Origin of the sequence: Xanthomonas sp. AM6 (assembly GCF_025665335.1) — a bacterium.
Classification (GTDB): Bacteria; Pseudomonadota; Gammaproteobacteria; order Xanthomonadales; family Xanthomonadaceae; genus Xanthomonas_A.
The window spans coordinates 2,082,978-2,106,774 of sequence record NZ_CP106869.1 but is presented as its reverse complement, the minus strand read 5'-3'; the positions used below and the strand labels follow the sequence as shown (position 1 = coordinate 2,106,774).

25 protein-coding genes are annotated in these 23,797 nt (G+C 70.7%); 8 read left to right on the top strand and 17 right to left on the bottom strand.

Going from position 1 to position 23,797, the window contains the following annotated elements:
• Positions 1 to 22: 22 nt before the first annotated feature.
• The 7 genes from OCJ37_RS08785 to OCJ37_RS08755 form a co-directional block, all read right to left on the bottom strand.
• Complete coding sequence (locus OCJ37_RS08785) at positions 23 to 718, bottom strand: YiaD family glycine zipper/OmpA-like lipoprotein (RefSeq protein WP_263113267.1); 696 nt, start codon at positions 716 to 718, stop codon at positions 23 to 25.
• Between the two features lie 75 nt (positions 719 to 793).
• Positions 794 to 2,278 (bottom strand): WS/DGAT/MGAT family O-acyltransferase, encoded by a 1,485-nt coding sequence (locus OCJ37_RS08780; RefSeq protein WP_263113266.1) that lies wholly within the window; start codon positions 2,276 to 2,278, stop codon positions 794 to 796.
• A 147-nt stretch (positions 2,279 to 2,425) separates the two neighbouring features.
• Positions 2,426 to 3,838: a cryptochrome/photolyase family protein gene (locus OCJ37_RS08775; RefSeq protein WP_263113265.1), complete on the bottom strand. Its 1,413-nt coding sequence runs from the start codon at positions 3,836 to 3,838 to the stop codon at positions 2,426 to 2,428.
• 92 nt (positions 3,839 to 3,930) lie between these two features.
• Positions 3,931 to 5,088, bottom strand: a complete 1,158-nt coding sequence (locus OCJ37_RS08770) for an HD domain-containing phosphohydrolase (RefSeq protein WP_263113264.1) — start codon at positions 5,086 to 5,088, stop codon at positions 3,931 to 3,933.
• On the bottom strand, positions 5,085 to 6,191 hold the full coding sequence (locus OCJ37_RS08765) for an HDOD domain-containing protein (protein ID WP_263113263.1): 1,107 nt from the start codon (positions 6,189 to 6,191) through the stop codon (positions 5,085 to 5,087). Before OCJ37_RS08765 ends, OCJ37_RS08770 begins: the two co-directional genes overlap by 4 nt.
• A gap of 3 nt (positions 6,192 to 6,194) precedes the next feature.
• Positions 6,195 to 7,322 (bottom strand): sensor histidine kinase, encoded by a 1,128-nt coding sequence (locus OCJ37_RS08760; RefSeq protein WP_263113262.1) that lies wholly within the window; start codon positions 7,320 to 7,322, stop codon positions 6,195 to 6,197.
• A 2-nt stretch (positions 7,323 to 7,324) separates the two neighbouring features.
• Positions 7,325 to 8,434 carry an FIST N-terminal domain-containing protein gene (locus OCJ37_RS08755; RefSeq protein WP_263113261.1) on the bottom strand — a complete coding sequence of 370 codons (1,110 nt, stop codon included), beginning with the start codon at positions 8,432 to 8,434 and terminating at the stop codon, positions 7,325 to 7,327.
• A gap of 268 nt (positions 8,435 to 8,702) precedes the next feature.
• Here OCJ37_RS08755 and OCJ37_RS08750 point away from each other — a divergent pair, with 268 nt between their 5' ends.
• On the top strand, positions 8,703 to 9,047 hold the full coding sequence (locus OCJ37_RS08750; protein ID WP_263113260.1) for a hypothetical protein: 345 nt from the start codon (positions 8,703 to 8,705) through the stop codon (positions 9,045 to 9,047).
• Between the two features lie 102 nt (positions 9,048 to 9,149).
• Here OCJ37_RS08750 and OCJ37_RS08745 read toward each other — a convergent pair whose 3' ends face one another.
• The 6 genes from OCJ37_RS08745 to OCJ37_RS08720 all read right to left on the bottom strand — a co-directional run bounded on the left by OCJ37_RS08745 (position 9,150) and on the right by OCJ37_RS08720 (position 14,843).
• A complete protein-coding gene (locus OCJ37_RS08745) occupies positions 9,150 to 10,568 on the bottom strand; it encodes a replicative DNA helicase (protein ID WP_263113259.1) in 1,419 nt (472 codons plus the stop codon).
• A 265-nt stretch (positions 10,569 to 10,833) separates the two neighbouring features.
• Positions 10,834 to 11,388: an NADPH-dependent FMN reductase gene (locus OCJ37_RS08740; RefSeq protein WP_263113258.1), complete on the bottom strand. Its 555-nt coding sequence runs from the start codon at positions 11,386 to 11,388 to the stop codon at positions 10,834 to 10,836.
• 72 nt (positions 11,389 to 11,460) lie between these two features.
• A complete protein-coding gene (locus OCJ37_RS08735) occupies positions 11,461 to 12,123 on the bottom strand; it encodes a glutathione S-transferase family protein (protein ID WP_263113257.1) in 663 nt (220 codons plus the stop codon).
• Between the two features lie 40 nt (positions 12,124 to 12,163).
• On the bottom strand, positions 12,164 to 12,703 hold the full coding sequence (locus OCJ37_RS08730) for a GNAT family N-acetyltransferase (RefSeq protein ID WP_263113256.1): 540 nt from the start codon (positions 12,701 to 12,703) through the stop codon (positions 12,164 to 12,166).
• A 57-nt stretch (positions 12,704 to 12,760) separates the two neighbouring features.
• On the bottom strand, positions 12,761 to 13,924 hold the full coding sequence (locus tag OCJ37_RS08725) for an acyl-CoA dehydrogenase family protein (RefSeq protein ID WP_263113255.1): 1,164 nt from the start codon (positions 13,922 to 13,924) through the stop codon (positions 12,761 to 12,763).
• A gap of 109 nt (positions 13,925 to 14,033) precedes the next feature.
• Positions 14,034 to 14,843 carry a glycine zipper 2TM domain-containing protein gene (locus tag OCJ37_RS08720; protein WP_317633224.1) on the bottom strand — a complete coding sequence of 270 codons (810 nt, stop codon included), beginning with the start codon at positions 14,841 to 14,843 and terminating at the stop codon, positions 14,034 to 14,036.
• Between the two features lie 175 nt (positions 14,844 to 15,018).
• Between OCJ37_RS08720 and OCJ37_RS08715 the strand changes: the two genes are divergently transcribed.
• Entirely contained in the window at positions 15,019 to 15,252 is a 234-nt protein-coding gene (locus tag OCJ37_RS08715; protein WP_263113254.1) for a DUF6116 family protein, read from the top strand.
• A gap of 6 nt (positions 15,253 to 15,258) precedes the next feature.
• Positions 15,259 to 16,041 (top strand): TatD family hydrolase, encoded by a 783-nt coding sequence (locus tag OCJ37_RS08710; protein ID WP_263113253.1) that lies wholly within the window; start codon positions 15,259 to 15,261, stop codon positions 16,039 to 16,041.
• 91 nt (positions 16,042 to 16,132) lie between these two features.
• Here the strand turns inward: OCJ37_RS08710 and OCJ37_RS08705 are convergent, their stop codons facing one another.
• On the bottom strand, positions 16,133 to 16,966 hold the full coding sequence (locus tag OCJ37_RS08705; RefSeq protein ID WP_263113252.1) for a tRNA threonylcarbamoyladenosine dehydratase: 834 nt from the start codon (positions 16,964 to 16,966) through the stop codon (positions 16,133 to 16,135).
• Positions 16,967 to 17,072: 106 nt separating this feature from the next.
• Here OCJ37_RS08705 and OCJ37_RS08700 point away from each other — a divergent pair, with 106 nt between their 5' ends.
• A complete protein-coding gene (locus OCJ37_RS08700) occupies positions 17,073 to 17,498 on the top strand; it encodes a hypothetical protein (protein ID WP_263113631.1) in 426 nt (141 codons plus the stop codon).
• 154 nt (positions 17,499 to 17,652) lie between these two features.
• Complete coding sequence (locus OCJ37_RS08695; protein WP_263113251.1) at positions 17,653 to 18,132, top strand: glycine zipper 2TM domain-containing protein; 480 nt, start codon at positions 17,653 to 17,655, stop codon at positions 18,130 to 18,132.
• A gap of 103 nt (positions 18,133 to 18,235) precedes the next feature.
• Here OCJ37_RS08695 and OCJ37_RS08690 read toward each other — a convergent pair whose 3' ends face one another.
• Positions 18,236 to 18,451, bottom strand: a complete 216-nt coding sequence (locus tag OCJ37_RS08690; protein ID WP_046979462.1) for a cold-shock protein — start codon at positions 18,449 to 18,451, stop codon at positions 18,236 to 18,238.
• Between the two features lie 235 nt (positions 18,452 to 18,686).
• Here OCJ37_RS08690 and OCJ37_RS08685 point away from each other — a divergent pair, with 235 nt between their 5' ends.
• Together OCJ37_RS08685 and OCJ37_RS08680 are read left to right on the top strand one after the other, a co-directional pair.
• Positions 18,687 to 19,172 carry a DUF456 domain-containing protein gene (locus OCJ37_RS08685; protein WP_263113250.1) on the top strand — a complete coding sequence of 162 codons (486 nt, stop codon included), beginning with the start codon at positions 18,687 to 18,689 and terminating at the stop codon, positions 19,170 to 19,172.
• Between the two features lie 130 nt (positions 19,173 to 19,302).
• Positions 19,303 to 20,454, top strand: coding sequence for a phospholipase A (locus tag OCJ37_RS08680; RefSeq protein WP_263113249.1), 1,152 nt, complete (start codon positions 19,303 to 19,305; stop codon positions 20,452 to 20,454).
• A gap of 75 nt (positions 20,455 to 20,529) precedes the next feature.
• Here the strand turns inward: OCJ37_RS08680 and OCJ37_RS08675 are convergent, their stop codons facing one another.
• Both OCJ37_RS08675 and OCJ37_RS08670 read right to left on the bottom strand, forming a co-directional pair.
• Complete coding sequence (locus OCJ37_RS08675) at positions 20,530 to 21,165, bottom strand: glutathione S-transferase family protein (RefSeq protein ID WP_263113248.1); 636 nt, start codon at positions 21,163 to 21,165, stop codon at positions 20,530 to 20,532.
• Between the two features lie 79 nt (positions 21,166 to 21,244).
• A complete protein-coding gene (locus tag OCJ37_RS08670; RefSeq protein ID WP_263113247.1) occupies positions 21,245 to 22,768 on the bottom strand; it encodes a fumarate hydratase in 1,524 nt (507 codons plus the stop codon).
• A 102-nt stretch (positions 22,769 to 22,870) separates the two neighbouring features.
• On the opposite strand from OCJ37_RS08670, the gene OCJ37_RS08665 reads away from it, so the two are divergent.
• Entirely contained in the window at positions 22,871 to 23,737 is an 867-nt protein-coding gene (locus tag OCJ37_RS08665; RefSeq protein WP_263113246.1) for an RNA polymerase sigma-70 factor, read from the top strand.
• Positions 23,738 to 23,797: the final 60 nt, after the last annotated feature.

Genomic DNA, 23,797 nt, shown 5'->3' with positions numbered 1-23,797 from the left:
TTTCGCCCAGCGGTGGCCCCGCTCAGGAGCGCAGCGGCACCACGCGGATCTCGACGCGGCGGTTCTGCGCGCGCCCGGCCTCGGTGCTGTTGTCGGCGATCGGGTACTTCTTGCCCGCGCCCAGCGTCTCGATGCGCTCGCGCTGCACGCCCTGCGCGGTCAGGTACGCGGCCACCGAGGCGGCGCGCTGCTCGGACAGGCGCTGGTTGACCGCGTCGCTGCCGATGCTGTCGGTGTGCCCGACCACTTCGATCATGGTCTGGTTGTATTCGCCCAGGGTCTTGGCCACGCCGTTGAGCGCCGAATAGAACTGCGGCTTCAGCGTGGACTGGTTGAAATCGAAGGTGATGCCGTCGGGCAGGTTCAGGGTGATGTTGTCGCCGTCGCGGCGCACGTCGATGCCGGTGTTGGCGGTGCGCTCGCGCAGCGCGCGCTCCTGGCGGTCCTGGTAGTTGCCGATCGCCGCGCCGCTGAGCGCGCCGATGCCGGCGCCGATCATCGCGTGCTGGCGGCGCTCGGTGGCGCTGCTGCCGCTGAGCAGGCCGGCGGCGACGCCGACCGCGGTGCCGATCAGCGCGCCGCGGCCGGTGCGGTTCTGCTGCTCGGTCGGATTGCCGTACTGGTCGCGCTGCACGTAGGAGCCGCCGGTGGCGCAGGCGGACAACACCAGCGCGCTGGCCAGCGCCACGGAAATGCCTTGGATGGCGGTGCGTTTCATCGCGCTCTCTCCCGAATCTGAAGTGAAGTGGGCGCAAGCATAAACAGTGGGCCGCGAGACCGGCATGAACGAAGCCTAGCCCGCGCTGCGGACGGATGCGCCCTGTTCAGGAAGCGGCAGCAACGCGTCCGCGTCCGCCGCGCCCAGCGGATGGTCCCAGTCGCCCATCAGCGCCAGGTACAGCAACTTTTCGAATTCCGCGCCGATCCGGCGCATCACCGCGTCCGGATCGGGGATCAGCCGCGCATCGCCGATCAGGCCGAAGTGGACGCGGTGGTTGTAGCTCATGATCGACACGCCGACCCCGATCGAGCCGGTCTGCGGCACCCAGAACATCATCTCGCGCACGCCGCTGCCGGCCAGGTACAGCGGCTGCTGCGGCCCCGGCACGTTGGTCGCCACCGTGGTCGCCTTGCGGCTGAACAGGTCCAGCGCCAGCGACTGCAGCGCCGCCGGCGCCATGCCCACCGCGGCCAGCAGCCCGAACACCACCATCGCCTGGCGCGACTGCTTGAGCTGCTGCATCGCCTCGGCCACGCGTTGCAGGCGCCGCACCGGGTTGGCCTCGCCGACCGGCAGGTCCAGGAACACCAGCCCGAAATGGTTGCCGAGCTTGCGCGCGTGCTCCAGCGGTCGCAGGTTGACCGGCACCGTGGCGCGCAGGGTCACCCCGTCCAACTGTTCGCCGCGCTCGAGCATGTAGTCGCGCAGCGCGCCGGCCATCGTCGCCATCAGCACGTCGTTGACCGTGCAGTCGCAGGCGCGGCCGACCGCCTTCACCTCGTCCAGGTCCAGCGGCTCGGCCCAGGCCACCCGCTTGCTGACGCCCAGGCGCCCGCGCAGCAGCGTCGGCGGGTCGTCGGACAGCAGCAGCGCATTGGCCAGTTCGCGGCCGATCAGGCCGCCCTCCTTGGCCAGCATCTGCGCCAGGTTCGGGTCCTGGTACATCTCCCGGCCCTTGTCGAGCATGCGCCCGCCCAGTTTCAGGTAGCGGTCGATGGCGCCGACCCGGCGCACCACCTCCTTGCCGTCGTCCTTCAGCCAGGCGCGGCCCAGTTGCGCCGCCGGCTCCGGCATGCGCTGCGTATCGGTCAGCGACAGCAGCACCTGCACCAGCGCGATGCCGTCGGCGTAGCTATGGTGGATGCGCGCCACCAGCGCCGAGCCGCCTTCGTAGCGTTCGATCAGGTGGAACTGCCACAGCGGCTTGCTCTGGTCCAGCGGCGTGGACGCCATCTGCCCGGCGAAGCGCTCCAGCGCCTTCTTGCCGCCGCGCCCGGGCAGGGCCGACAGGCGCACGTGCCAGTCCAGGTCGAAATCGTCGTCGTGCTGCCAGTAGGCGCCGGTCGCGGTCTCCACCGGCTTCTGCTGGAAGCGCGGGAACGACAGGAAGCGCTTGCGCACCAGCTGCTTGAACTGCGGCAGCGACAGCGGCTCGTCGAGCATCAGCACGCCGGTGATCATCATCGGATTGGTCGGCCGCTCCATCCGCAGCCAGGCGGTATCCACACGCGACATCGGTTCGCGCCGCGGCTTGCGGCGGGCTGTGCTGGTGGCCATGCATGCTCCTGTGCGTGGCCGGAGTGAATCATGGCGCGGCGAAGGGCGTCAATCGCGGCGCGGCGGGCGCCGCGACCGCAGTTCACGCCGCCGCGCGACCGGCATCGGCGCTGCGCCGGTGCGCGCGCACGGACGCGTGCGCGGCGCTCAGGTCGCGCGGTAGGCGGCCAGCGCGGCGTCGCGGCCGGCGGCCAGGTCCACGATCGGCTGCCGCGGATAGCGCGGCGCGCAGGACGCCAGGCGCTGCGGCGACAGCCACGGCGCGAAGCGTTCGGCCACCGGAAGCGCCGCCAGTTCCGGCACCCAGCGCGCAATGTAGCGGCCCTGCGGATCGAACTTCTGCGCCTGGGTCACCGGATTGAACACGCGGAAATACGGTGCGGCATCGGCGCCGGTGCCGGCCACCCACTGCCAGCCGAGCGTGTTGTTGGCCAGGTCGGCGTCGACCAGCGTGTCCCAGAACCAGCGCGCGCCTTCGATCCAGTGCACGCGCAGGTGCTTGCACAGGTAACTGGCGACGATCATCCGCACCCGGTTGTGCATCCAGCCGGTGTGCCACAGTTCGCGCAGCCCGGCGTCGACGATCGGCACGCCGGTGCGGCCACGCCGCCACGCGTCCAGCTGCGCCGGCGCCGGCGTGGCCCAGCGGAAGCGGGCGAAGCGCGGATTGAGGTTGTGCTCGGGCGTGGTCGGGAAATGGTGCAGCAGGTGGTGGGCGAAGTCGCGCCAGCCGAGCTGGCGGATGTAGGCGTCGATCGCTGCGCCGCTGGCGGCGCGCCGCTCCCGTTCCAGTTCGGCGACCACCCGCCACGGCGCGATCTCGCCGAAGTGCAGGTGCGGCGACAGGCGCGAGGTGCCGACCTGGTCGGGACGGTCGCGGCCTGCGACGTAGCCGCGCAGGGCGCCGTCGACGAACACCTCCAGGGCCTCGTGCGCGCCGGCCTCGCCCGGTCGCCACACGTCCCAGAAGCCGCGGTCCCAGTCGCGCGCCGACGCCAGCCCGAGCCGCTGCAGCGGCTCGCTGTGCAGCGCCTGCGGCGGTGGCGGCAGCGTCGTCGGCGCAGGCTGCAGCGCCGGCAGCTGCCACTGGCGCAAGGCGCTGCGCCAGAACGGCGTGAACACCTTGTACGGACCGCCCTGCTGGGTCGCCAACTGCCACGGTTCGAACAGCAGCGCGCCGTTGTGGCTGTGCACCTCCACGCCCTGCTCGCGCAGTTCGCGCTTGAGCCGGGCGTCGCGCGGCTGCGTGGCCGGTTCGTAGCGGCGGTTCCAGTACACCGCGACCGCGCCGCATTCGGCGATCAGCTCGCGCAGCACGGTCTCGGCCGGGCCCTGGCGCAGGATCAGCCGCGATCCCAGTGCGCGCAGCTGCGCGTCGAGCGCGGCCAGCGAGCGCTGCAGCCAGCGCAGCGAGGCCGCGCCGGCGGCCCAGGCGCCCTCGTCGCCGGGACTGTGCAGGTACACCGGCACCGGCGTGTGCCCGGCGGCCAGCGCCGCGTGCAGCGCGGGCTGGTCCTGCAGGCGCAGGTCGCGGCGGAACCAGACGATGGCGTAGCTCATGCGCGGGGACGGGCCGGAAAAAGACGCGCAAGGATACGCAGGGCCGCCGCGCAGCCGATGTGAGCGCGCACGGCCGGCCGCCAGGCGCGCCGCTAGGCGGCGACCGGCGCCCCGCTCTGTTCCGTGCCGCCGTAGCTGATCAGCAGCGGCTCGACGATGGCGCCGGCCGCCTGCAGGTTGCGCAAGGCCAGGATCGAGGTGAGGCTCAGTTCCGTACCGTGCGCCAGCAGCATCATGCCGCGCTTGGACACCACGTCCTGCTCCAGGCGCCAGCCCGGCACCAGGTCGCAGACCTTGGCCTTGCGGATGCCGCTGCGGGTGTTGAGCTGCAGGTCGGCGAACGCGTCGATCAGCCCGCGCGGCAGCGGCGGCTCGGCCTTGCGCAGTTCCTGCACCGCATGCGCCAGCGGCAGCTTGCGCGCCAGCCCGCGCACCAGCAGCAGCGAGGCGCGCAGCAGGTGCGCGCCGCGGACCACGTCCGGCGCGGCGTCGGCGGGCGGCGGCAGCGCCTGGTAGCGCACGATCTCGGCCACCGCCTGCATGCGCGGGATCGCCGTCAGCAGCCGGTGCGCGACCAGCGGATGGCCGTCGACCAGCTTCTGTTCTTCCTCGGACAGTTCGTCGCCGGCGATCTCGCGCTGCACGATGTCGCCGGGCACGCTGACGCAGCCGATGTGGCTCAGCGCCGCGGCCACTTCCACCATCCAGCGGTTCGGCCACGGCAGCTTGTCGGTGACGTGGCGCACGCAGGCCTGCAGCTGCGCCGAGCGCTGGAATGCCCAGGGCGCGACCATCGACAGCACCTCGGTGAGCATGCGCGTGGTGCCGGCCAGCGTGGTCTCCAGCAGTTCGCGCTCCAGCAGCGTGGTCCGGTGCAGAGCCACCGCCTGCTCCAGCGCCGCGACCAGTTCCTCGGTCGGGCACGGCTTGCACAGGAAGCGGAAGATCGCGCCCTGGTTGATCGCGGCGATCGCCGAGGTCGCATCGGCCTGCCCGGTCAGCAGCAGGCGCACGCTGTCCGGCGCGCGGGCGCGCGCTGCGGCCAGGAACGCGGCGCCGTCCATGCCCGGCATGCGCATGTCCGACACGATCGCCGCGAACGGCGGGCCCTCGGCGATCGCGGCCAGCCCGGCCTCGCCGCCGTTGGCGGTGACCACGTCGAACTGGCCGAACAGGTTGCGCTCCAGCGCGGCCAGCAGGTTGGGTTCGTCGTCCACGCACAGGATGCGCGGCAGTTCGGGTTCGCTCATGACACGCACTCCGCTTGGCGAATCTGCGCGCAGTCCGCCTGCCATTGCGGCAGCCGCGCCGCCACGCCCATCGCCTGCAGGTAGCCCAGGTCCGGTTCCGCGCCGTGTGCCAGCGCCACCGCCACGTGCACCACGCCGACCGCGTCGAACTGGCGATGCTCGACCCGGCCCGGCGTGCGGTGATGGGCGACCGCCTCGACGATCGCGCCGGGCAGGCCCCACACGCCGAGCAGGTAGGCGCCGATCTCCGCATGCGACGGGAAGCCGCGGCCGTGCGGGTCGGCGTCGCGGCACAGCTGCGCGATGTCCGGCAACAGCGCGCCGATGTTGGCCAGCAGCGCCGCGGTGGTCACCACGTCCTCGGCGGCATGGCCCTTGCCGACCACCGCCGCCAGCCGCGAGGCGCGCACCGCATCGGCGCGCAGCGCGTCGGCCGAATCGCCGGCGCCGCTGTGGAACACCTCGCTGGCCAGCACCAGCGTGCGCAGCAGGCCGATGCCGATGCGATTGACCGCGTCCCTGATCTCGGCCACGTGATGGCCGTTGCCGAAGAACGCGCAATTGGCCAGCTGCAGCACCTTGGCCGCCAGCGCCGGATCGCCTTCCACCACCGCCGCCACCTGCGCCACGCCGGCGGCGGGGTCGCCGAGCAGGCGGTTGAGCTGGGCGAACATGCGCGGCGCCGACGGCAGCCCGCCGATGCGGCCAGCCACCGCCTGCACCGCCGGATCGTCCAGCAGCAGCTGCAGCGCCACCGCGCGGTCGATCGCCTCGATCAGCGCATCGCCCTCGCACGGCTTGGCCAGGAACTGGTGGGCCACGTCCAGCGAGCGCAGCGCCGCTTCCTGCTCGGTATGCCCGGACAGGATGATACGGATGGTGCGCGGGCAGCTGTCGCGCACCCGCCGCAGCAGTTCGGCGCCATCCATCATCGGCATGCGCATGTCCGAGACCACCACGTCGGCCGGCTGCGCCTGCAGCGTGGCCAGCGCGTCGGCGCCGCTGCCGGCGAAGGCCACGTCCCAGTCGCGGTCGGCCATGAACATGGTGCGTTCCAGCCCGGCCAGGACCTGCTTTTCGTCGTCGACGAACAGGATGCGCATCGCTCAGCCCGCCCCGGCGTTCAGCGGCAGCCGCACCACGAAGGTGGTGCCGCGCTGGTCCGCCGAGGGTTCGAAGAAGATCCGCCCCTGGTGCTTCTCCACCACCGCCGAATAGGCGATGGCCAGGCCCTGGCCGGTGCCCTTGCCGACCGGCTTGGTGGTGAAGAACGGGTCGAACACCTTGGTGCGGATCGCCTCGGGAATGCCCGGGCCGTCGTCGCTGACGCACAGGTCCACGTGGCTGTCGCCGGCACGGCGCAGGATGATGCGGATCCGGCCCTGCTCGCGCTCGCCCGGCACCAGCGTGTCGCCGATCGCATGCGCCGCGTTGACCACCAGGTTCAGCAGCACCTGGCCGATCTCGTCGCGCAGGCACGGCACCAGCGGCACGTCGTCGGCGAACTCCGTCTCGACCTCGGCCACGTACTTCCATTCGTTGCGGGCGACGGTGATGGTGGTGGCGACCAGCTCGCGCAGGTCCACCGGTTCCTTCTCGCCCGCCGACGGGTGCGAGAACATCTTCATCGCGCCGACGATCTTGGTGATGCGGTCCAGCCCCTCCAGCGATTGCTGCAGGGCCTCCGGGGTCTGCTTGCGCAGGTACTGGAACTTGGAGGATTTCACCTGCGCATCGAGCGCGGCGACCAGCTCCGGCGCCACGCCCTGCGCGCGCGCCGCATCGACGATGCCGAAGGTCATGTCGAACACCTGGTCGAGGATCTGCTTGGCCTTGCACACGAACGCCAGGTTGTCGCGCACGTACTGCGCAGGCGTATTGATCTCGTGGGCGATGCCGGCGGCGAGCTGGCCGATCGACTCCATCTTCTGCGCCTGCAGCAGCGCCACCTGCGCCTTGCCCAGGTCGGCCAGCGCCTGTTCCAGCTCATGGCGCTCGCGGCTCAGTTCCTGGGTCTTCAGCGCCACCACCTTGCCCAGCGCGATGTTCTGCTGCAGCGTGGCCAGCGGCGAGGCGACCGCGTCGTCGCGCGCGGTGACCCGCTTCTTCAGCACCGCGATCACCTTGTCGCGCGCGGCCAGTTGCCGGCGCAGTTCGGCGATGAGCACCGCGTCGCCACCCTGGACGGCACTGGCCGCGGCACCCGCCGGGGCCGGCGCTGCATCTGCGTGCATGCTCATCTCCCGATCGCCACGCCGGTGAAGGTCTGGTTGACGTGCAGGCCGTTGAACTGCTCGCCGTAGGTGGAAAAACCGAACACGCGCTGCTGCGCCATGTACGCGCCGACCTGCTGCTGCATCTGCGACTGGCCGAACTCCAGGCGGCGCAGGATGCAGTCGCAGCCGATCACCAGCGCCGGATCGGGCACCGCCTCGTGCACCTCGGCGAACGCCTGCTGCAGCGTCTCCATCACGTCCACCGCCTTGCCGACCGCGACCACCATGCCCTCCTCCACCGCGCAGTAGCAGGTCAGCGACAGGTCCTCGTTGACGCGCAGGATCGAGCGCACGTAAGGCTCGCCGCTGAGCGTCAGCAGCAGCGGATAGGTGGAGAACACGTGCGGGTTCAGCGCCTCCAGCGGCACCCCGATCGCCTCGGCGTAGGCCAGCGCCGCGGGCTCGCCGTTGATCTCGCAGATCAGGCGCCGCTCCGGGTCGGCCTCGGTGACCACCAGCTCGACCTCGCTGGCGACGAAGTGCTGCAGCTTGAACACCACGAACGGATGCCGCGAGCGGAACAGGGTCAGCACCGCCGCATCGGCCAGGAAGCGGCCGTCGTAATAGACCTGGGTGCGCTCGAACCGCAGGTTGTCGCCGGCCGAGCCGCCGAGCAGCGGCACGTCGCCGATCATCCGGTACAGCGCCGCGGCCAGGTATTCCTCGCAGGTCGACAGGCCATCGACCAGCAGCAGCGCGAAGCACTGCCCGGCCTTGTCCGCGGTGGCCGCCTGCACCGCCTCGGCGGCGACCGCGACCTGCGCCTGCAGGTCGCTCAGCGGCGCGATCAGCAACGGCTGCGCCTGCAGCACGCCGCCGCGCAGGCCGGCGACCAGGATGCCGTCGCTCTGGAAGCCGCGCTCGCCGACCTGGCCGGCGGCGGTGCAGCCGATCACCGGGCAGTCGAAACCGGCCTTGAGCGCCGGACCCAGCGCGTCCAGGTCGTACTCCGCATCGCAGAACAGCAGCACGGCATCCAGCGGCGCGGCGCCGAGCTGCGCGCGCAAGGCCGCGACCGCGGCGATGGCGTCGCGTTCGGAGGTTTCCGCTTGGGTGACGGTCAATGGCATGGGCGCAATCCGGAACGGGCTCATGCTGGGTATCGACCGTCGCCAATTCGCATTGAGCGCGACCGGCATGGTCTGTGATGGAGATATCGCTCCACTCGGATGAATAGGCGCACTGCCCAGTTCGTTGCAATGCAGCAATCGCGTGTCGCCGAACGCTCGCTGCCGGGCGCGGGCGTACCGCCCCCAGCCTGCGTCAGCGCCTCGAACCAGGGATGCACGGGCGATACGCCTGGCACCGCCGGGGAGCGGCGGCAGCACCCCGGTCTATGTGCTGCAAGGCGTCATCGAGAACCAGGGCTACGAATCGGACAATGGCCCCGGCGGCGGCAAGCGGGTCAAGATCCGCGCCTACTCCCGGTTTGCCAACGCCAGCAACGACCGCGTCGACGCCGACTACATCAACGTGCGCTGCAACGCCTACGACCAGATCGGCAACGGCTACACCACCGAGTACGATTCGGAGAACGGGGGCGCGCTCGTCGACGTGCACTTCGCCTCGAACTTCGTCTACGGCATCTATCGCACGATCACCGTGGTGTGCGCGCACCATGCGACGTTCGGCGTGAATACCTACGACACCACCAGCAACGCGCAGTTCACCATTCCAAACTGATCGCGGGGCGGCGCCTGGCCTGGCGCCCGGGCCGTCCGGGCGCCACCGCGACGCGCGCGGTCGCCTGTCGCGCCTGCGCCGGAACGTCGCCCGCAGGTCCGGCTACTCGAACGCGCCCACCGAATCGTGGGCCAGATTGTCGAAGCGGGTGTATTCGCCGAAGAACTTGAGCTTGCACGACCCGGTCGGGCCGCCGCGGTGCTTGCCGATGATGATCTCGGCCAGGCCCTTGTCCGGCGAATTCTCCTTGTTGTAGTAGTCGTCGCGGTAGATGAACACGATCATGTCCGCGTCCTGCTCGATGGCGCCGGATTCGCGCAGGTCGGCCATCACCGGGCGCTTGTCGGTGCGCGTTTCCAGCGAGCGGTTGAGCTGCGACAGCGCGATCACCGGCACCCCCAGTTCCTTGGCCAGGCCCTTGAGCGAGCGCGAGATCTCGGAGATCTCGGTGGCGCGGTTCTCGCTGTTGCCGGGCACCGACATCAGCTGCAGGTAGTCGATCACGATCAGCCCCAGGTCGTGCTCGCGCTTGAGCCGGCGCGCCTTGGAGCGCAGCACCTCCGGCGACACGCCGGGCGTGTCGTCGATGAAGATCTTGGTCTCCTTGAGCATCTTGATCGCGCCGGTGACCCGCGCCCAGTCCTCGTCCTCGAGCTGGCCGGTGCGCAGGCGCTGCGCGTTGATGCGGCCGTTGGAGGAGATCAGGCGCATCGCCAGCTGCGAGGCCGACATTTCCATCGAGAACACCGCCACCGCCTTCTTCGACTTGATCGCCGCGTACTCGGCGATGTTCAGCGCCAGCGTGGTCTTGCCCATCGCCGGACGCGCGGCGAGGATGATCAGGTCGGTCGGCTGCAGGCCCGCGGTCATCGCGTCGAAGTCGGTATAGCCGGTGGGCAGGCCGGTGATGTTGCCGCCGTTCTCGAAGCGGTTGCGCAATTCCTCGAACGCGTCCTTCAACGCGCCCGGCATCGCCACGAAGTCGCTGCGCCCGCGCGCGCCGGCCTCGGCGATCTTGAACACCGCCTTCTCGGCGGTGGCCAGCAGTTCCGCGCTCTCGCGCCCCTCGGGCTGGAAGCCGTCGTTGACGATGTTGGTGCCGACCTCGATCAGCTGCCGCAGCACCGCCTTGTCGCGCACGATCTCGGCGTAGGCGGCGATGTTGGCCGCCGACGGCGTGGTGCTGGCCAGTTCGATCAGGTAGGCGCCGTCGCCGACCATCTCCAGCTTGCCCTGCGATTCGAACCACTCGCCCAGGGTCACCGCGTCGAACGGGCGGCCCTTCTCGGCCAGCTCGCGGATCGCGCGGTAGATCAGCTGGTGGTCGCGGCGGTAGAAGTCGTTGTCGGTGAGCTGGTCGTTGACCCGGTCGTAGGCGTCGGGCGCCAGCATCAGGCCGCCGAGCACCGCCTGTTCGGCCTCGATCGAGTGCGGCGGCACGCGCAGTTGGTCGATGCGCGATTCGCTGCGCTCGCCACGCTCGCTTTTGCGGTCGCCGCGGTAGCCGGGACGGGCGGACATGGGCTGGGTCTTCTCTGTGTGGGACGCGGTCGGCGGGCGGCGCGGTCGGCGCGACCCGGTCGGGCATCTTAGTCAGCGCGGCCCGGCGCGGCTAGGGACAAGTCTGTGGACAACCCGTTGAGAACTGCGCCCGAGCCCGCCGCGCAACGCTTCGCCGACGGCCTGCGCGCCAGTGTCGCCGCGGCGCGTCGCACTGGCTGCGACCGCGGCGGCGGCCCGCGCCACGCCCCCGTGCCCGGCGCGGGGGAGCACCGGGCACCGGCGCTCAGGCCTGCAGTTCGTCGACCCAGGCGATGAACTTGTCGACGAAGCCCTGCAGGAACTTGCGCGTGTCCTCGCTGCCGATGCTGCCGTCGGCCTCGATCAGCCCCTCCTGGAACTGCACGAACACCTCCGGCTGGCTCAGCACCGGCATGTCCAGGTAGGCCAGCACGTTGCGCAGGTGCTGCTGCGCCAGCGCGGTGCCGAGCGTGCCGGGCGAAGCACCGCACACCGCCGCCGGCTTGCCGGCGAAGGCGTTCTCGCCGTAGGGCCGCGAGCCCAGGTCGATCGCGTTCTTGAGCACGCCCGGGATCGAGCGGTTGTACTCGGGAGTGACGAACAGCACCGCGTCGGCGTCGCTGACCTGCGTCTTCAGCCGCCGGCCCTGCTCCGGGTAGTCCTGATCCTGGTCCTGGTCGTACAGCGGCAGGTCGCCGATCTCCACGTACTCGAAACGGGCGCGGTCGCCGGCGAGCTTCTCCAGCGCCAGCGCCAGGCGCCGGTTGAACGACTCCTTGCGCAGGCTGCCGACGAAGACGGCGATGCGGTACTGGCTCATGGCGTGCTCCTGACGATTCGGGGCTTGCAGCCTAGCCGCCGGCGCGGCGCGGCCAGGTGAACGCGCCCGGCCTCACCCGTCGGCGAGCGCCAGCCGCGCCAGCACCTCGGCCGGCAGCGGCGGCAAGGCGACGAAGCCGGGCGTGGCGCGTACCCGCTGCAGCCAGTCGCACAGGCGCGGATAGCGGTCCAGCGCGATGCCGCCGTCCTCGGCGCAATGGGTGTAGGCGAACAGCGCGATGTCGGCGACACCGTAGTCGGGACCGGTGAACCAGGCCTGCGCCTGCAGGTGCTGCTCCATCACCGCCAGCGCCTGCGCCGCCGCCGCGCGCAGCCGCGGCAGTTCGGCGCGGCGCGGCGAATCGGCGGCGGTCCAGCCGCGCACGAAGCGCGCCACCGCCACGTACGGCTCATGGCTGTACTGTTCGAAGAACAGCCAGCTCAGCGCCTGCGCGCGCTGCCAGGCATCGCTGGGCAGGTAGGCGGTGCCGTCGGCGAGCCAGCACAGGATCGCGTTGGACTCGGCCAGCACGCGGCCGTCCTCGCGTTCCAGCAGCGGCACCTTGCCGTTGGGGTTCTTGGCCAGGTACTGCGGCGTGCGCGTCTGGCCATTGGCGCTGTCGACCTCGACCCAGCGATAGTTGCAGCCGAGCTGGTCCAGCAGCAGCCGCACCTTGTAGCAGTTGCCGGACAGCGCCATGCCGTACACGGTCAGCGGAACACGTTCGAAGGCCATCATCGGCTCCTGCCGCCGGTCGCGACGTCGCGCATGCCGCTCAACGCCGCGCCTGCCAGTCCGCGCGCGACTGCCCCCACACTTCCACCTCGTGCGCCTGCAGCGGCTCGGGCAGGCGGTCCTGGCGCAGGTAGCGCGAGCCGAGCTTGGCCGCCACCGCCTTGGAATTGGCGTTGTCGGCGGCGATGGTGTGGATCACCTCGGTCCAGCCCAGTTGCGCGAACGCCCAGTCGATCGCCGCGCGCGCCGCCTCCGGCGCATAGCCCTGGCCCCAGTGCGAACGCGCGATCGACCAGCCCACCTCCGGACCCGGCCAGCCGTGCGGCTGCCACGGCCCGACCCGGCCGATCCACTGCCCGCTGCGTTTCTCGATCACCGAGAACATCGAATACCCCTGCAACTGCCAGCTGCCGACCAGGGCCGCCAGGCTGCGCCAGGCCACCGGCGGCGACTGCACGCCGCCCAGGTGGCGCATCGCCTCGGCATCGCCGGTGAACCGTGCGAACGCCTCGAAATCCTCCGCGCCCGGCGGCCGCAGCAGCAAACGCCCGGTGTCCAGTCGCAGATCGAAAATGCTCATGCCCTCGCCTCCTCTCGCATGGTGGATGCGCCCGCGCCGCAGCGCCGGCGCGGCCGCTCAGAACGCATTGATCCCGGTCAGCTCGCGGCCGACCACCAGTTGGTGCACGGTCTCGGTGCCTTCGTAGGTGATCACCGATTCCAGGTTCAGCGCATGCCGGATCGCGCCGTACTCGGTGGTGATGCCGGCGCCGCCGAGCAGGTCGCGGCATTCGCGGGCGATGTCCAGCGCCATGCGCACGTTGTTCCACTTCGCCAGCGACACCTGCGCCGGCTGCAGCGCGCCGGCGTCCTTGAGCCGGCCCAGTTGCAGCGCCAGCAGCTGCGCGGCGGCGATGCGCCGGGCCATGTCGGCCAGCTTGATCTGCGCGCTCTGCGTGGCCGCCAGCGGGCGCCCGAACAGGATGCGCTCGCCGGCATAGGCCAGCGCCTCGCGCAGGCAGGCGATGGCCGCGCCGATCGCGCCCCAGCTGATGCCGTAGCGGGCCTGGGTCAGGCAACCGAGCGGTCCCTTGAGCCCGCGCACGCCCGGCAGGCGCTGGGTATCGGGCAGGCGCACCGCGTCCAGGAACAGCGCCGAGGTCACCGAGGCGCGCAGGCTCATCTTGTGCGCGATGTCCTGCACGCCGAACCCGGGCGTGCCGGCCTCGACCAGGAAGCCCTGCACGCCGTCCTCGGTCTGCGCCCACACGATCGCCACGTCGGCCAGGCTGCCGTTGGTGATCCACATCTTGCTGCCGCTCAGGCGCCAGCCATCGCCATCGCGCACCGCGCGGGTCTGCATCGCCGCCGGATCCGAACCGCCCTGCGCCTCGGTCAGGCCGAAGCAGCCGATCGCGGTGCCGGCGGCCATCGCCGGCAGCCAGCGCCGGCGCTGCGCCTCGCTGCCGTAGGCGTGGATCGGATACATGCACAGCGAGGACTGCACGCTGACGAAGCTGCGCAGGCCGCTGTCGCCGCGTTCCAGTTCCTGGCAGATCAGGCCGTAGCAGACCGCGTTGAGCCCGGCGCCGCCGTCGGCGGGCGGCAGCGTTGCGCCGAGCAGGCCCAGCTGCGCCAGTTCCGGCACCAGTTCGGCCGGGAACCGCGCCTGGTCGAACGCATCGCCGATGATCGGCAGCACCCTGGCATCGACGAAGCGCGCCACCGCCTGCTGGATCGCGCGCTCCTCTTCGCTCAGCAGCGCGGCCACGTTGAACAGATCGTCGCAAGGCAACGGCATGGCGGGACTCGGGCAGGCGGAACCGGCATTGTATCGGTGCCGGCGCCGCCCGGAAAAAGCGGAAGGCCGGCACAGGGCCGGCCTTCGCTCGGGTTGCCGCGCGCGCCGCTCAGCGCTGGCTGATCACGTCGCTGGCCGCCGCGGTCTGGGTGACCAGGCGCCCGTCCAGCACCGGCAGGCGATCGCTGTTAGGCTTGTCGTCCATGCGCACGGTCTTCTCTTGGCCGTCGTAGCGGTAGGTGACCTCGTAGCCCTTGACCACGTCGTCCTTGCCCATGGCGATGCGGCTGCCCGGCTTGCTGTCCATGCGCATGGTGCCGGTGGTGCCGTCGTCGTTGCGGTAGGTCACGTTGTAGCCGGTGATCCGCGACGACTCGGCGGTGCTGTTTTCGGTATGGCACTGGCGCTCGGTGCGGTCGACCACGCGGCCGCCGACGTGGTTGCGGTCGACCCGGTTGCCGATGAAGCCGCCGGCCACCGCGCCGGCCGCGGTCGCGGCCTTGCGCCCGTTGCCGCCGCCGACCTGGTTGCCGAGCAGGCCGCCGACCACCGCGCCGACCACGGTGCCGCCGACGTTGCCGTCGCGCTCGGGCAGGCGCTCCTGCACCACCACGTCGTTGCACACCTGGCGCGGCGTGGTGGTGGTGGAGGTCTCGCGCAGCGGCTCGGTGCCGATCACCTCGGCGTAGCGCTGCTCCTTCTGCGTGATCGGGTCGACCCGGACCACGTCGGCGTATTCCAGCTTGCCGCCGACGCCGTTGCCGGCGACCGTGTCGCCGGCGCTGTCCGCTGCCGGGCGCACGTCGCCGCTGCCGACGAACTCCTGCTTGTCGCGGTTGTTCATGAACGCCGCGGTGGCCACGCCGCCGGCCAGCAAGGCGCCCGCCGCGACCAGAATGGTTGTCGTATTGCTCTTCATCGTTGCTCTCCTGCGGTGGTGGGGCCGCGTTGTCTACGGTGCTGTGATTACCATGCCGTAGCTGAACCGATCCGCTCCCTATTCAGCCAAACTCCGCGGCGCGGGCTGGTGCGGCGCCGGGGAAGGCGCCATATCAGGCGTGTTAGCGTTTTCACCCACCGGCCGGAGAACCGTCATGCCCAACCCGATCATGCTGCCGCTGCTGCGCTGGGCCGGCAAATTGCGCTACCCGACCCTGTTCAAGGTGACCGCCGGGCTGTTCGTCGTGAGCGTGCTGCTGCCCGACCCGATTCCGTTCCTCGACGAGATCGTGTTCGGCCTGGGCGCCTTGCTGCTGGCCAACTGGAAGAACCGCACGCCCGCCGAGCCGGCACCGATCGCCTCCAGCGCGCGGCGCGTGCGCCGCTGACCGCCGATGCGCCTGGTCGACAGCCACTGCCACCTGGACGCCGACGAGTTCGACCGCGACCGCACCGCGGTGGTCGCGCGCGCGCAGGCGGCCGGCGTCGTCGCGCAGGTGGTGCCGGCGGTGACCGCGGCTTCCTGGCCGAAGCTGCGCGACGTCTGCGCGGCGGCCGACGGCCTGTATCCGGCCTACGGCCTGCATCCGCTGTTCCTGGACCAGCACCGGCCCGAGCACCTGCCGCTGCTCGGCGACTGGATCGCGCGCGAGCGCCCGTGCGCGATCGGCGAATGCGGCCTGGACTTCTTCGTCGACGGCCTGGACCCAGACCAGCAGCAGCGCTACTTCGTCGGCCAGCTGCAACTGGCGCGCGACTTCGACCTGCCGGTGATCGTGCACGCCCGGCGCGCGGTGGACGCAGTGATCCTGGCGATCCGCAAGGTCGGGCGTCTGCGCGGCGTGGTGCACAGCTTCGCCGGCAGCCCGGAACAGGCGCGGCAGCTGCAGTCGCTGGACTTCCTGATCGGCCTCGGCGGCCCGGTGACCTACGAACGCGCGCAGCGCCTGCGCCGGTTGGCCGCCGAGATGCCGCTGCAGCAATTGCTTCTGGAAACCGACGCCCCGGACCAGCCCGATGCGTCGATCCGCGGCGAACGCAACGAACCGGCGCGGCTGCGCACGGTCCTGGACACGATCGCCGCGCTGCGCGGCCAGCCCGCCGCCGAGATCGCCGAACAGACCGCGCGCAATGCGCAGCGCCTGTTCGGCCTGGAGGCGATCGCCGCGCCGGCGTGACGGCACGCAGAGGGAACGGCGCGCGGCAGGCGCCGTACATGGAAACGCGTCCATATGCCGCGGCCGTGGGGCAAGCAACGGCCTCCGACCGCTACTCCGCTTCCAGCGCCGCCGCCGTCGCCACCGCCGCCTGCTCCCGCTTGGGCTTGAGCAGCATCTCCAGCGCCTTGCCCGCGGCGGCGAAGGCGAACGCGCCGGTGATGTGCGTGGCCGCGCCGAGCCCGGCGCCGCAGTCCAGGTTCAGCGCCGCGTCCGGGCCCAGCTGCGGGCGCAGCCCGCAGACGCTGCCGTCGGCCTGCGGGTAGCGCACGTTCTCCAGCGAATACACCGCCGGCACGCCGAAATAGCGCTGCGGGTTCTTCGGGAAGTTGAACTCGCTGCGCAGCTTCTTGCGGATCAGCGCCAGCATCGCGTCGTGCTCGGTGCGCGACACGTCGCGGATGCGCACCAGGGTCGGGTCGGTGCGCCCGCCGGCCGAGCCCACGGTCAGCAGCGGCAGCTTGCGCCGGCGGCACCAGGCGATGGTCTCGACCTTGACCCGGAAGCTGTCGCAGGCGTCGATGACCAGATCGAAGCCGCCGCCGAGCAGTTCGGCGATGTTGGACGGGGTCAGGAACGCCTCCACGGCCGTGGCCTCGATCGCCGGATTGATCGCCGCGCAGCGCTCGGCCATCGCCCGCGCCTTGTTGCGCCCGTACTGCCCTTCCAGCGCCGGCAGCTGGCGGTTGGTGTTGGACACGCAGATGTCGTCGGCGTCGATCAGGGTCAGCTGCCCGACCGCCGAGCGCGCCAGCGCTTCCACCACCCACGAGCCGACCCCGCCCATGCCCACCACCGCCACCCGGCACTGCGCCAGGCGCTCGATGGTCCCGCGCCCGTACAGCCGGTCGATGCCGGCGAAGCGCTCACGCAATTGTTCGTTCATGCGCGCAGTTTATTTCATCGGCGGCGACACGGCGGCAGCGGCGATGCCGCGCGCTGGCGGCGCGCGGCGTACTATCGCGCTTTCGTCCCGCACGCCTGCCTGTCCGATGGCCAGCCCGCCCGCCTCCACCGCATCCCGTTATCTGTTCGTGCTGCTCGCCGGCGTGCTGATCGGCCTGGTCGCCACGGTGATGGCGATGCGCGCCGTGCAGGCGCGACAGGATCCGTTTCCGCGTGCGCTGATGCAGGTGATGGACAGGCAGCTGGCGTTGCTGCAGCGCAGCCAGGCGCAACACCGCTGCAGCGCCGCCGAGCTGCAGCCGCGGGTGCGCATGCTGCGCCTGCTCGGCGGCGAGCTGGATACCGCATTTCCCGCGCTCGGCGACGACAGCCGCTTCCGGCAGCACGCCAGCGCGCTGCGGGCCACGCTCGACGCGGCGCAGGCCGCGCCACCCGATAGCTGCGCCGCGCTCGAGCGGCTCACCCAGCGCCTCGACGAGGGCTGCGACGCCTGCCATCGCGATTTCCGCTGACCTGCCGTCGGGCTTCGATGAATTCCCCCTGACCCTGCACGTGCGCGGCGGGGCGCGCACCGCCTCGATTGGCGTTGCATTCACACGCTGGCGGACAGGATGCGTAACGAACGCGGCCCTGCCGCCCATTCACCGTCTGTCGAGGAGAGCACCCATGAAGATTCACCTGTTGGCTACCGGCGCCGTCGCCGCCCTGGCTTTGGCCGGCTGCGCCACGTCCCCCAGCGGTGGCTATGGCGGCGGCGGTGGCTACAGCCAGCCCTCGCGCGGCTATTCGGACAACCGCTGCGCCGACTGCGGCATCGTCACCCGCATCGACACGGTCGCCTCCGGCCGCACCGCGCCCACCGCCACCGGCGCGATCCTCGGCGGCATCGTCGGCGCGGTCGCCGGCCATGAGATTTCCGACCATACCGGCGGCAGCAAGGGCAACCAGAACGTGTCGGCCGTCGCCGGCGCCGCGGCCGGCGCCCTGGCCGGCAACCAGATCCAGAAGAACGTCACCAGCGACACCTACGACGTGCACGTGCAGATGGACGACGGCCGGGTGATCGTGGTCAACCAGCGCGACCTGGCCGGGGTCCGCGAGAACACCTACGTGCGCGTGGTCAACGGCCGCGTGGTGCCGCGCTAAGCCGCGCCGCCGCACTTTGCCGCAACGCAAAAAGGCCCGCAATGCGGGCCTTTTTGCTGGGCGCGATCGCGGCGCTGGAGCGCGCCGGAGCGGCGCGCCCGATTCAGACCGGCTGCACCGCGTCGGCCTGCAGGCCCTTCTGGCCCTGGACCACGGTGAAGCTGACCTTCTGCCCTTCCTTCAGGCTCTTGAAGCCTTGGGTCTGGATGGCGCGGAAGTGCACGAACACGTCCTCGCCGTTCTCGCGGCTGATGAAACCGAAGCCCTTGGCATCGTTGAACCATTTCACGGTGCCGTTTTCGCGATTGCCGTCAGTCATGGACTTACTCCTTGGAACACGTCTCAGGGGTGGGTACGCCGGGGGTCGGCGGCTGGTTGCAAGGAGGAAGCGAGGTATAACGCTGTAGCGGATCGTTGGATCTACCGCATCGGGCCACGATTCACGGTGACCTTTGCAAACGCAGCGGCTGAAAACTTACCCCGGCCAAAATGAAAATGCAATCAGCAAAAACACCCCGCCTGTCAACCCCCAAATCACCCCCGGAGTGAGCCGCGTGGACCCTACGTTCATCTATTACATGGTCGCCGGCCTGTTGGTCTTCCTGGGGCTGGCGGGGGTGGTGCTGCCGGCGCTGCCGGGCATGCCGCTGCTGTTCGCCGGGCTGCTGCTGGCGGCATGGGCCGACGGCTTCCAGCGCGTGGGCTGGGTGATGCTGACCGTGCTCGGCGCGCTTACCCTGCTGTCGTTCCTGGTCGACTTCCTGGCCACGGTGTTCGGCGCCAAGCGCGTCGGCGCCAGCCGCAAGGCGCTGTGGGGCTCGGTGCTGGGCAGCGTGGCGGGGCTGTTCTTCATGCCGATCGGCCTGTTCGTCGGCCCCTTCGTCGGCGCGCTGGCCGGCGAGTACTGGCATGGCCGGCAGTTGCAGCAGGCGACCAAGGTCGGGCTCGGCACCTGGCTGGGCATCGTCCTGGGCACCGCCGCCAAGCTGGGCCTGGCGCTGGCGATGGTCGGCCTGTTCGCCGCGGCCTGGCTGTTCTGAAGCGCGGGCGTTCGCGCCCTGCGATGAACACGTGACGACGCCGTTGCGGCGGCTTCCTGTATTTTCGCACCCGGCCATTCCCCTCGGCAGCGCACTCCCCGCCCGCGCCGCCCGTTTCCGAGAGAACCGCATGTCCCACCGCCCGGCCCGTCCCCTGTTGCTGCTGTCCTTCGCGGCGATGCCGCTGGCCCATGCCCAGGAAGTGATGCCCACTCCTGCCTCGCCGGAAGCCTGCGTGGCCATTTCCAGCGACGCCGCGCGCCTGTCCTGCTACGACCAGGCGCTGTCGCGCCGTGTTGCCGATCCGCAGGCCGCCGACGCGGCGGCGAAGATCGCCAGCGAGAACCAGAAGCAGCAGCTGGACGCGTCGATCCCGCAGGACGCCGGCCTGGCCGAGCGCACCCGCCAGCGCACCGCCTCGCTGTTCAAGGACGACCGCTACGACGCCACCATCGCCAACGCCGGCAAGGGCTCGCTGCTGGACAGCCGCTGGGAGCTGGCCAAGGATTCCAAGCTCGGCAACTTCCAGCTGCGCGCCTACAAGCCGGTATACCTGCTGCCGGCGTTCTGGACCAGCAAGAAGAACGAGATGCCGTCCTCGCCGAACCCGAACAACACGGTGACCAGCGCCGAGCCGCTGGACAGCATCGAGGCCAAGTTCCAGCTCAGCTTCAAGACCAAGATCGTGGAGAACATCTTCGGCGACAACGGCGACCTGTGGGGCGCCTATACCCAGAGTTCGCGCTGGCAGGTCTACAACAGCGAGCAGTCGCGGCCGTTCCGCGAGACCGACTACGAGCCGGAACTGGCGCTGGTGTTCCGCAACAACTACAGCCTGTTCGGCTGGAAGGGGCGGATGACCGGGATCCAGCTCAACCACCAGTCCAACGGCCGCAGCGATCCGCTCTCGCGCAGCTGGAACCGGGCGATCCTCAACATCGGCCTGGACCGCGAGAACTGGGCGCTGGTGCTGCGCCCGTGGTACCGGATCCCGGAGAACGACCGCCAGGACAACAACCCGGACATCGAGGACTACATGGGCCGCGGCGACGCGACCCTGACCTACAACCGCGGCGGCCACGAGATCTCGCTGATGGCGCGGCATTCGCTGCGCGGCGGCGACCGCTCGCACGGCGCGGTGCAGCTGGACTGGGGTTTCCCGATCAGCAACCTGCTGCGCGGCCATGTGCAGGTGTTCGACGGCTACGGCGAGAGCATGATCGACTACAACCATCGCGCCACCTACGTGGGCCTGGGCGTGTCGCTGCTGGAGTGGTACTGAGGCCCGACGGGCCTCACTCGGGGAACGCTCGCGGCGGCCATCGACGGCCGCCGCGCGGCACCCGCGCCGCCGCGCTCAGGTCCAGTCGGTCAGGCCTTCGCGGCGGTAGGTTTCCTGGAACGCCGGGCGCGCCTTCATCCGTTGCGCGTGGGCCTGCAGCGCCGGCCAGGTATCGGTGGGCCGCGGCATGTTGCGCGACCAGCGCATCATCATCGTCAACATGAAATCGGCCGCCGACAGCTGCGCGCCGAGCAGGTACGGACCGTTCGCCTGCAGGTGCTGCGCCACCTGTTCCCAGGCCGCCTCCAGCTTGTGCCGCGCCTGCGCCTTGCTCGCCTCGACGTTGCCGGCACCGGCCGGCTCGTCCGGATAGAACCAGGCGCGGTACGCCGGCTGCAGCGTATTGGCGCAGAAGAACATCCAGCGGTAGTACGCGGCGCGTGCCGGGCTGCCGACCGGCGGGGCCAGCCCGGCCTGCGGATGCAGGTCGGCCAGGTGCAGCGCGATCGCCGGCGCCTCGGTCAGCACCTGCCCGTCCAGCACCAGCGTCGGCACCAGGCCGGCGGGATTGAGCCGCAGGTAGTCCGGCGACTTGTGCTCGCGCCGTTCGAAATCCAGCGCGTGCAGCGTATGCGGCACGTCCAGTTCGATCAGCAGCCAGTGCACCACCAACGCGGCGGTGCTGGGCGAGTAGTACAGGGTGGCGCTCATGCAGTCTCCTGGGGAGTCGCCGGAACCGGGCGACGGCGGCGGCGGCAGTCTCGCATGCCGCGCCGGCACGCGGCGCCGCTCAGGCCGGCTCGACCACCACCGGGATCTTGCCGATGCGCGACTGCCATTCGCGCGGCCCGGTCTTGTGCACCGACTCGCCGCTGGCATCCACCGCCACGGTGACCGGCATGTCCTTGACCTCGAACTCGTAGATCGCCTCCATGCCCAGGTCCTCGAACGCCAGCACGCGCGAGGCCTTGATCGCCTTGGACACCAGGTAGGCCGAGCCGCCGACCGCCATCAGGTACACCGCCTTGTTGTCGCGGATCGCGTCGATCGCCGCATCGCCGCGCTCGGACTTGCCGACCATGCCGAGCAGGCCGGTCTGCTCCAGCATCTGCCGGGTGAACTTGTCCATGCGCGTGGCGGTGGTCGGGCCGGCCGGGCCCACCACCTCGTCGCGCACCGGATCGACCGGGCCGACGTAGTAGATGAAGCGGTTGGTGAAATCGACCGGCAGTTTCTCGCCGCGGTTGAGCATGTCGACCATGCGCTTGTGCGCGGCGTCGCGGCCGGTCAGCAGCTTGCCGTTGAGCAGGACCACCTCGCCCGGCTTGAAGCTGGCCACTTCCTCGCGGGTGATGGTGTCCAGGTTCACCCGGCGCGCGTTGCCCGGGTTGTAGGTCAGTTTCGGCCAGTCCTCCAGCGACGGCGGCTCCAGCATCACCGGGCCGCTGCCGTCCAGGGTGAAGTGCGCGTGGCGGGTGGCGGCGCAGTTGGGGATCATCGCCACCGGCAGGTTGGCGGCGTGGGTCGGGTAGTCCTTGACCTTGATGTCCAGCACCGTGGTCAGCCCGCCCAGGCCCTGCGCGCCGATGCCCAGCGCGTTGACCTTCTCGTACAGTTCCAGGCGCAGCTCCTCGGCGCGATTGGCCGCGCCGCGCGCCTGCAGGTCGACGATGTCGATCGGCTCCATCAGCGCTTCCTTGGCCAGCAGCATCGCCTTCTCGGCGGTGCCGCCGATGCCGATGCCGAGCATGCCCGGCGGGCACCAGCCGGCGCCCATGGTCGGCACGGTCTTGAGCACCCAGTCCACGATCGAGTCGGAGGGATTGAGCATGGCGAACTTGCTCTTGGCCTCCGAGCCGCCGCCCTTGGCCGCGACGATCACCTCGACGTGGTCGCCCGGCACGATCTTGGTGTTGACCACCGCCGGGGTGTTGTCGCGGGTGTTGGCGCGCTTGCCGGCCGGGTCGGCCAGCACGCTGGCGCGCAGCTTGTTGTCCGGATGGTTGTAGGCGCGGCGCACGCCCTCGTTGACCATGTCCTCCACGCCCATCGTGGCGTCGTCCCAGCGCACGTTCATGCCGATTTCCAGGAACACGGTGACGATGCCGGTGTCCTGGCAGATCGGGCGGTGGCCTTCGGCGCACATGCGCGAGTTGATCAGGATCTGCGCGATCGCGTCCTTGGCCGCGGGCGACTGTTCGTGCTCGTAGGCGGCGGCCAGGTTCTTGATGTAGTCGACCGGGTGGTAGTAGCTGATGTACTGCAGCGCGTCGGCGACGGACTGGATGAGGTCTTCCTGCTTGATCGAGGTCACGGCTGGCTCTACGGCTGGCGAGGGGGAAACCGGTGCATTTTAGGGCAAAGTGGCCGCCCCGCCCGCTGTCACGCCGGCACGCCCTGTTCCGTCCTGGTCGCCATGAGCCCCGATCCGACCTTCGAATCCCAGCGTCCCAGGCTGTTCGGCCTGGCCTATCGCCTGCTCGGCAGCCGCCAGGATGCCGAGGACGTGCTGCAGGACGCCTGGCTGCGCTGGCAGTCCAGCGACCGCGCCGCGATCCGCGACCCCGAGGCCTGGCTGGTGACCACCACCACCCGGCTCGGGCTGGACCGGCTGCGCGCCGCGCGCAGCGCGCGCGTGCACTACACCGGGCCGTGGCTGCCCGAGCCGCTGGAGATCGCCGAGGACGCCGATCCGGCCGAGCGCCATGCGCGCGCCGAGCAGGTGTCGGTGGCGTTCCTGGCGCTGCTGGAACGGCTGGGCCCGGACGAGCGCGCCGCGTTCCTGCTGAAGGAAGCCTTCGACTACGACTATGCGCAGATCGGGCAACTGCTCGGCCATGCCGAAGCCAACTGTCGGCAGCTGGTGCATCGCGCGCGCGAACGGCTCAAGGCCGGGCGGCCGCGCTTCGCGGCGACGCCGGAACGCCACCGGCAACTGCTCGAGCGCTTCATGCACGCCTCGCAGCAGGGCGACCGCGATGCGATCGTCGCGCTGCTCGACGCCAATGCGCGGATGCTGTCCGACGGCGGCGGCAAGGTCACCGCCACGCTGCGGCCGCTGCTCGGCGCCGAGCGCATCGCCCGGCTGTACTGGGCGGTGGCGCGGCGCGGGCTGGGCCTGCAGGCGCGGCTCGGCACGGTCAACGGCGAACCGGCGATCCTGCGCTTCAGCGGCGCGCGGCTGCATTCGGCGGTGCTGGTGGTGATCGAAGGCGAGCGCATCGTCGAAGTGCTGACGCTGATGAATCCGGACAAGCTGCCGCCGCTGACGGTGCGGGGCTAACTGGCGCGCGCTGGCAGCCGTGCGCGCCTGCCCGCTGCGCGCGGCACGGCCAGCGACGAT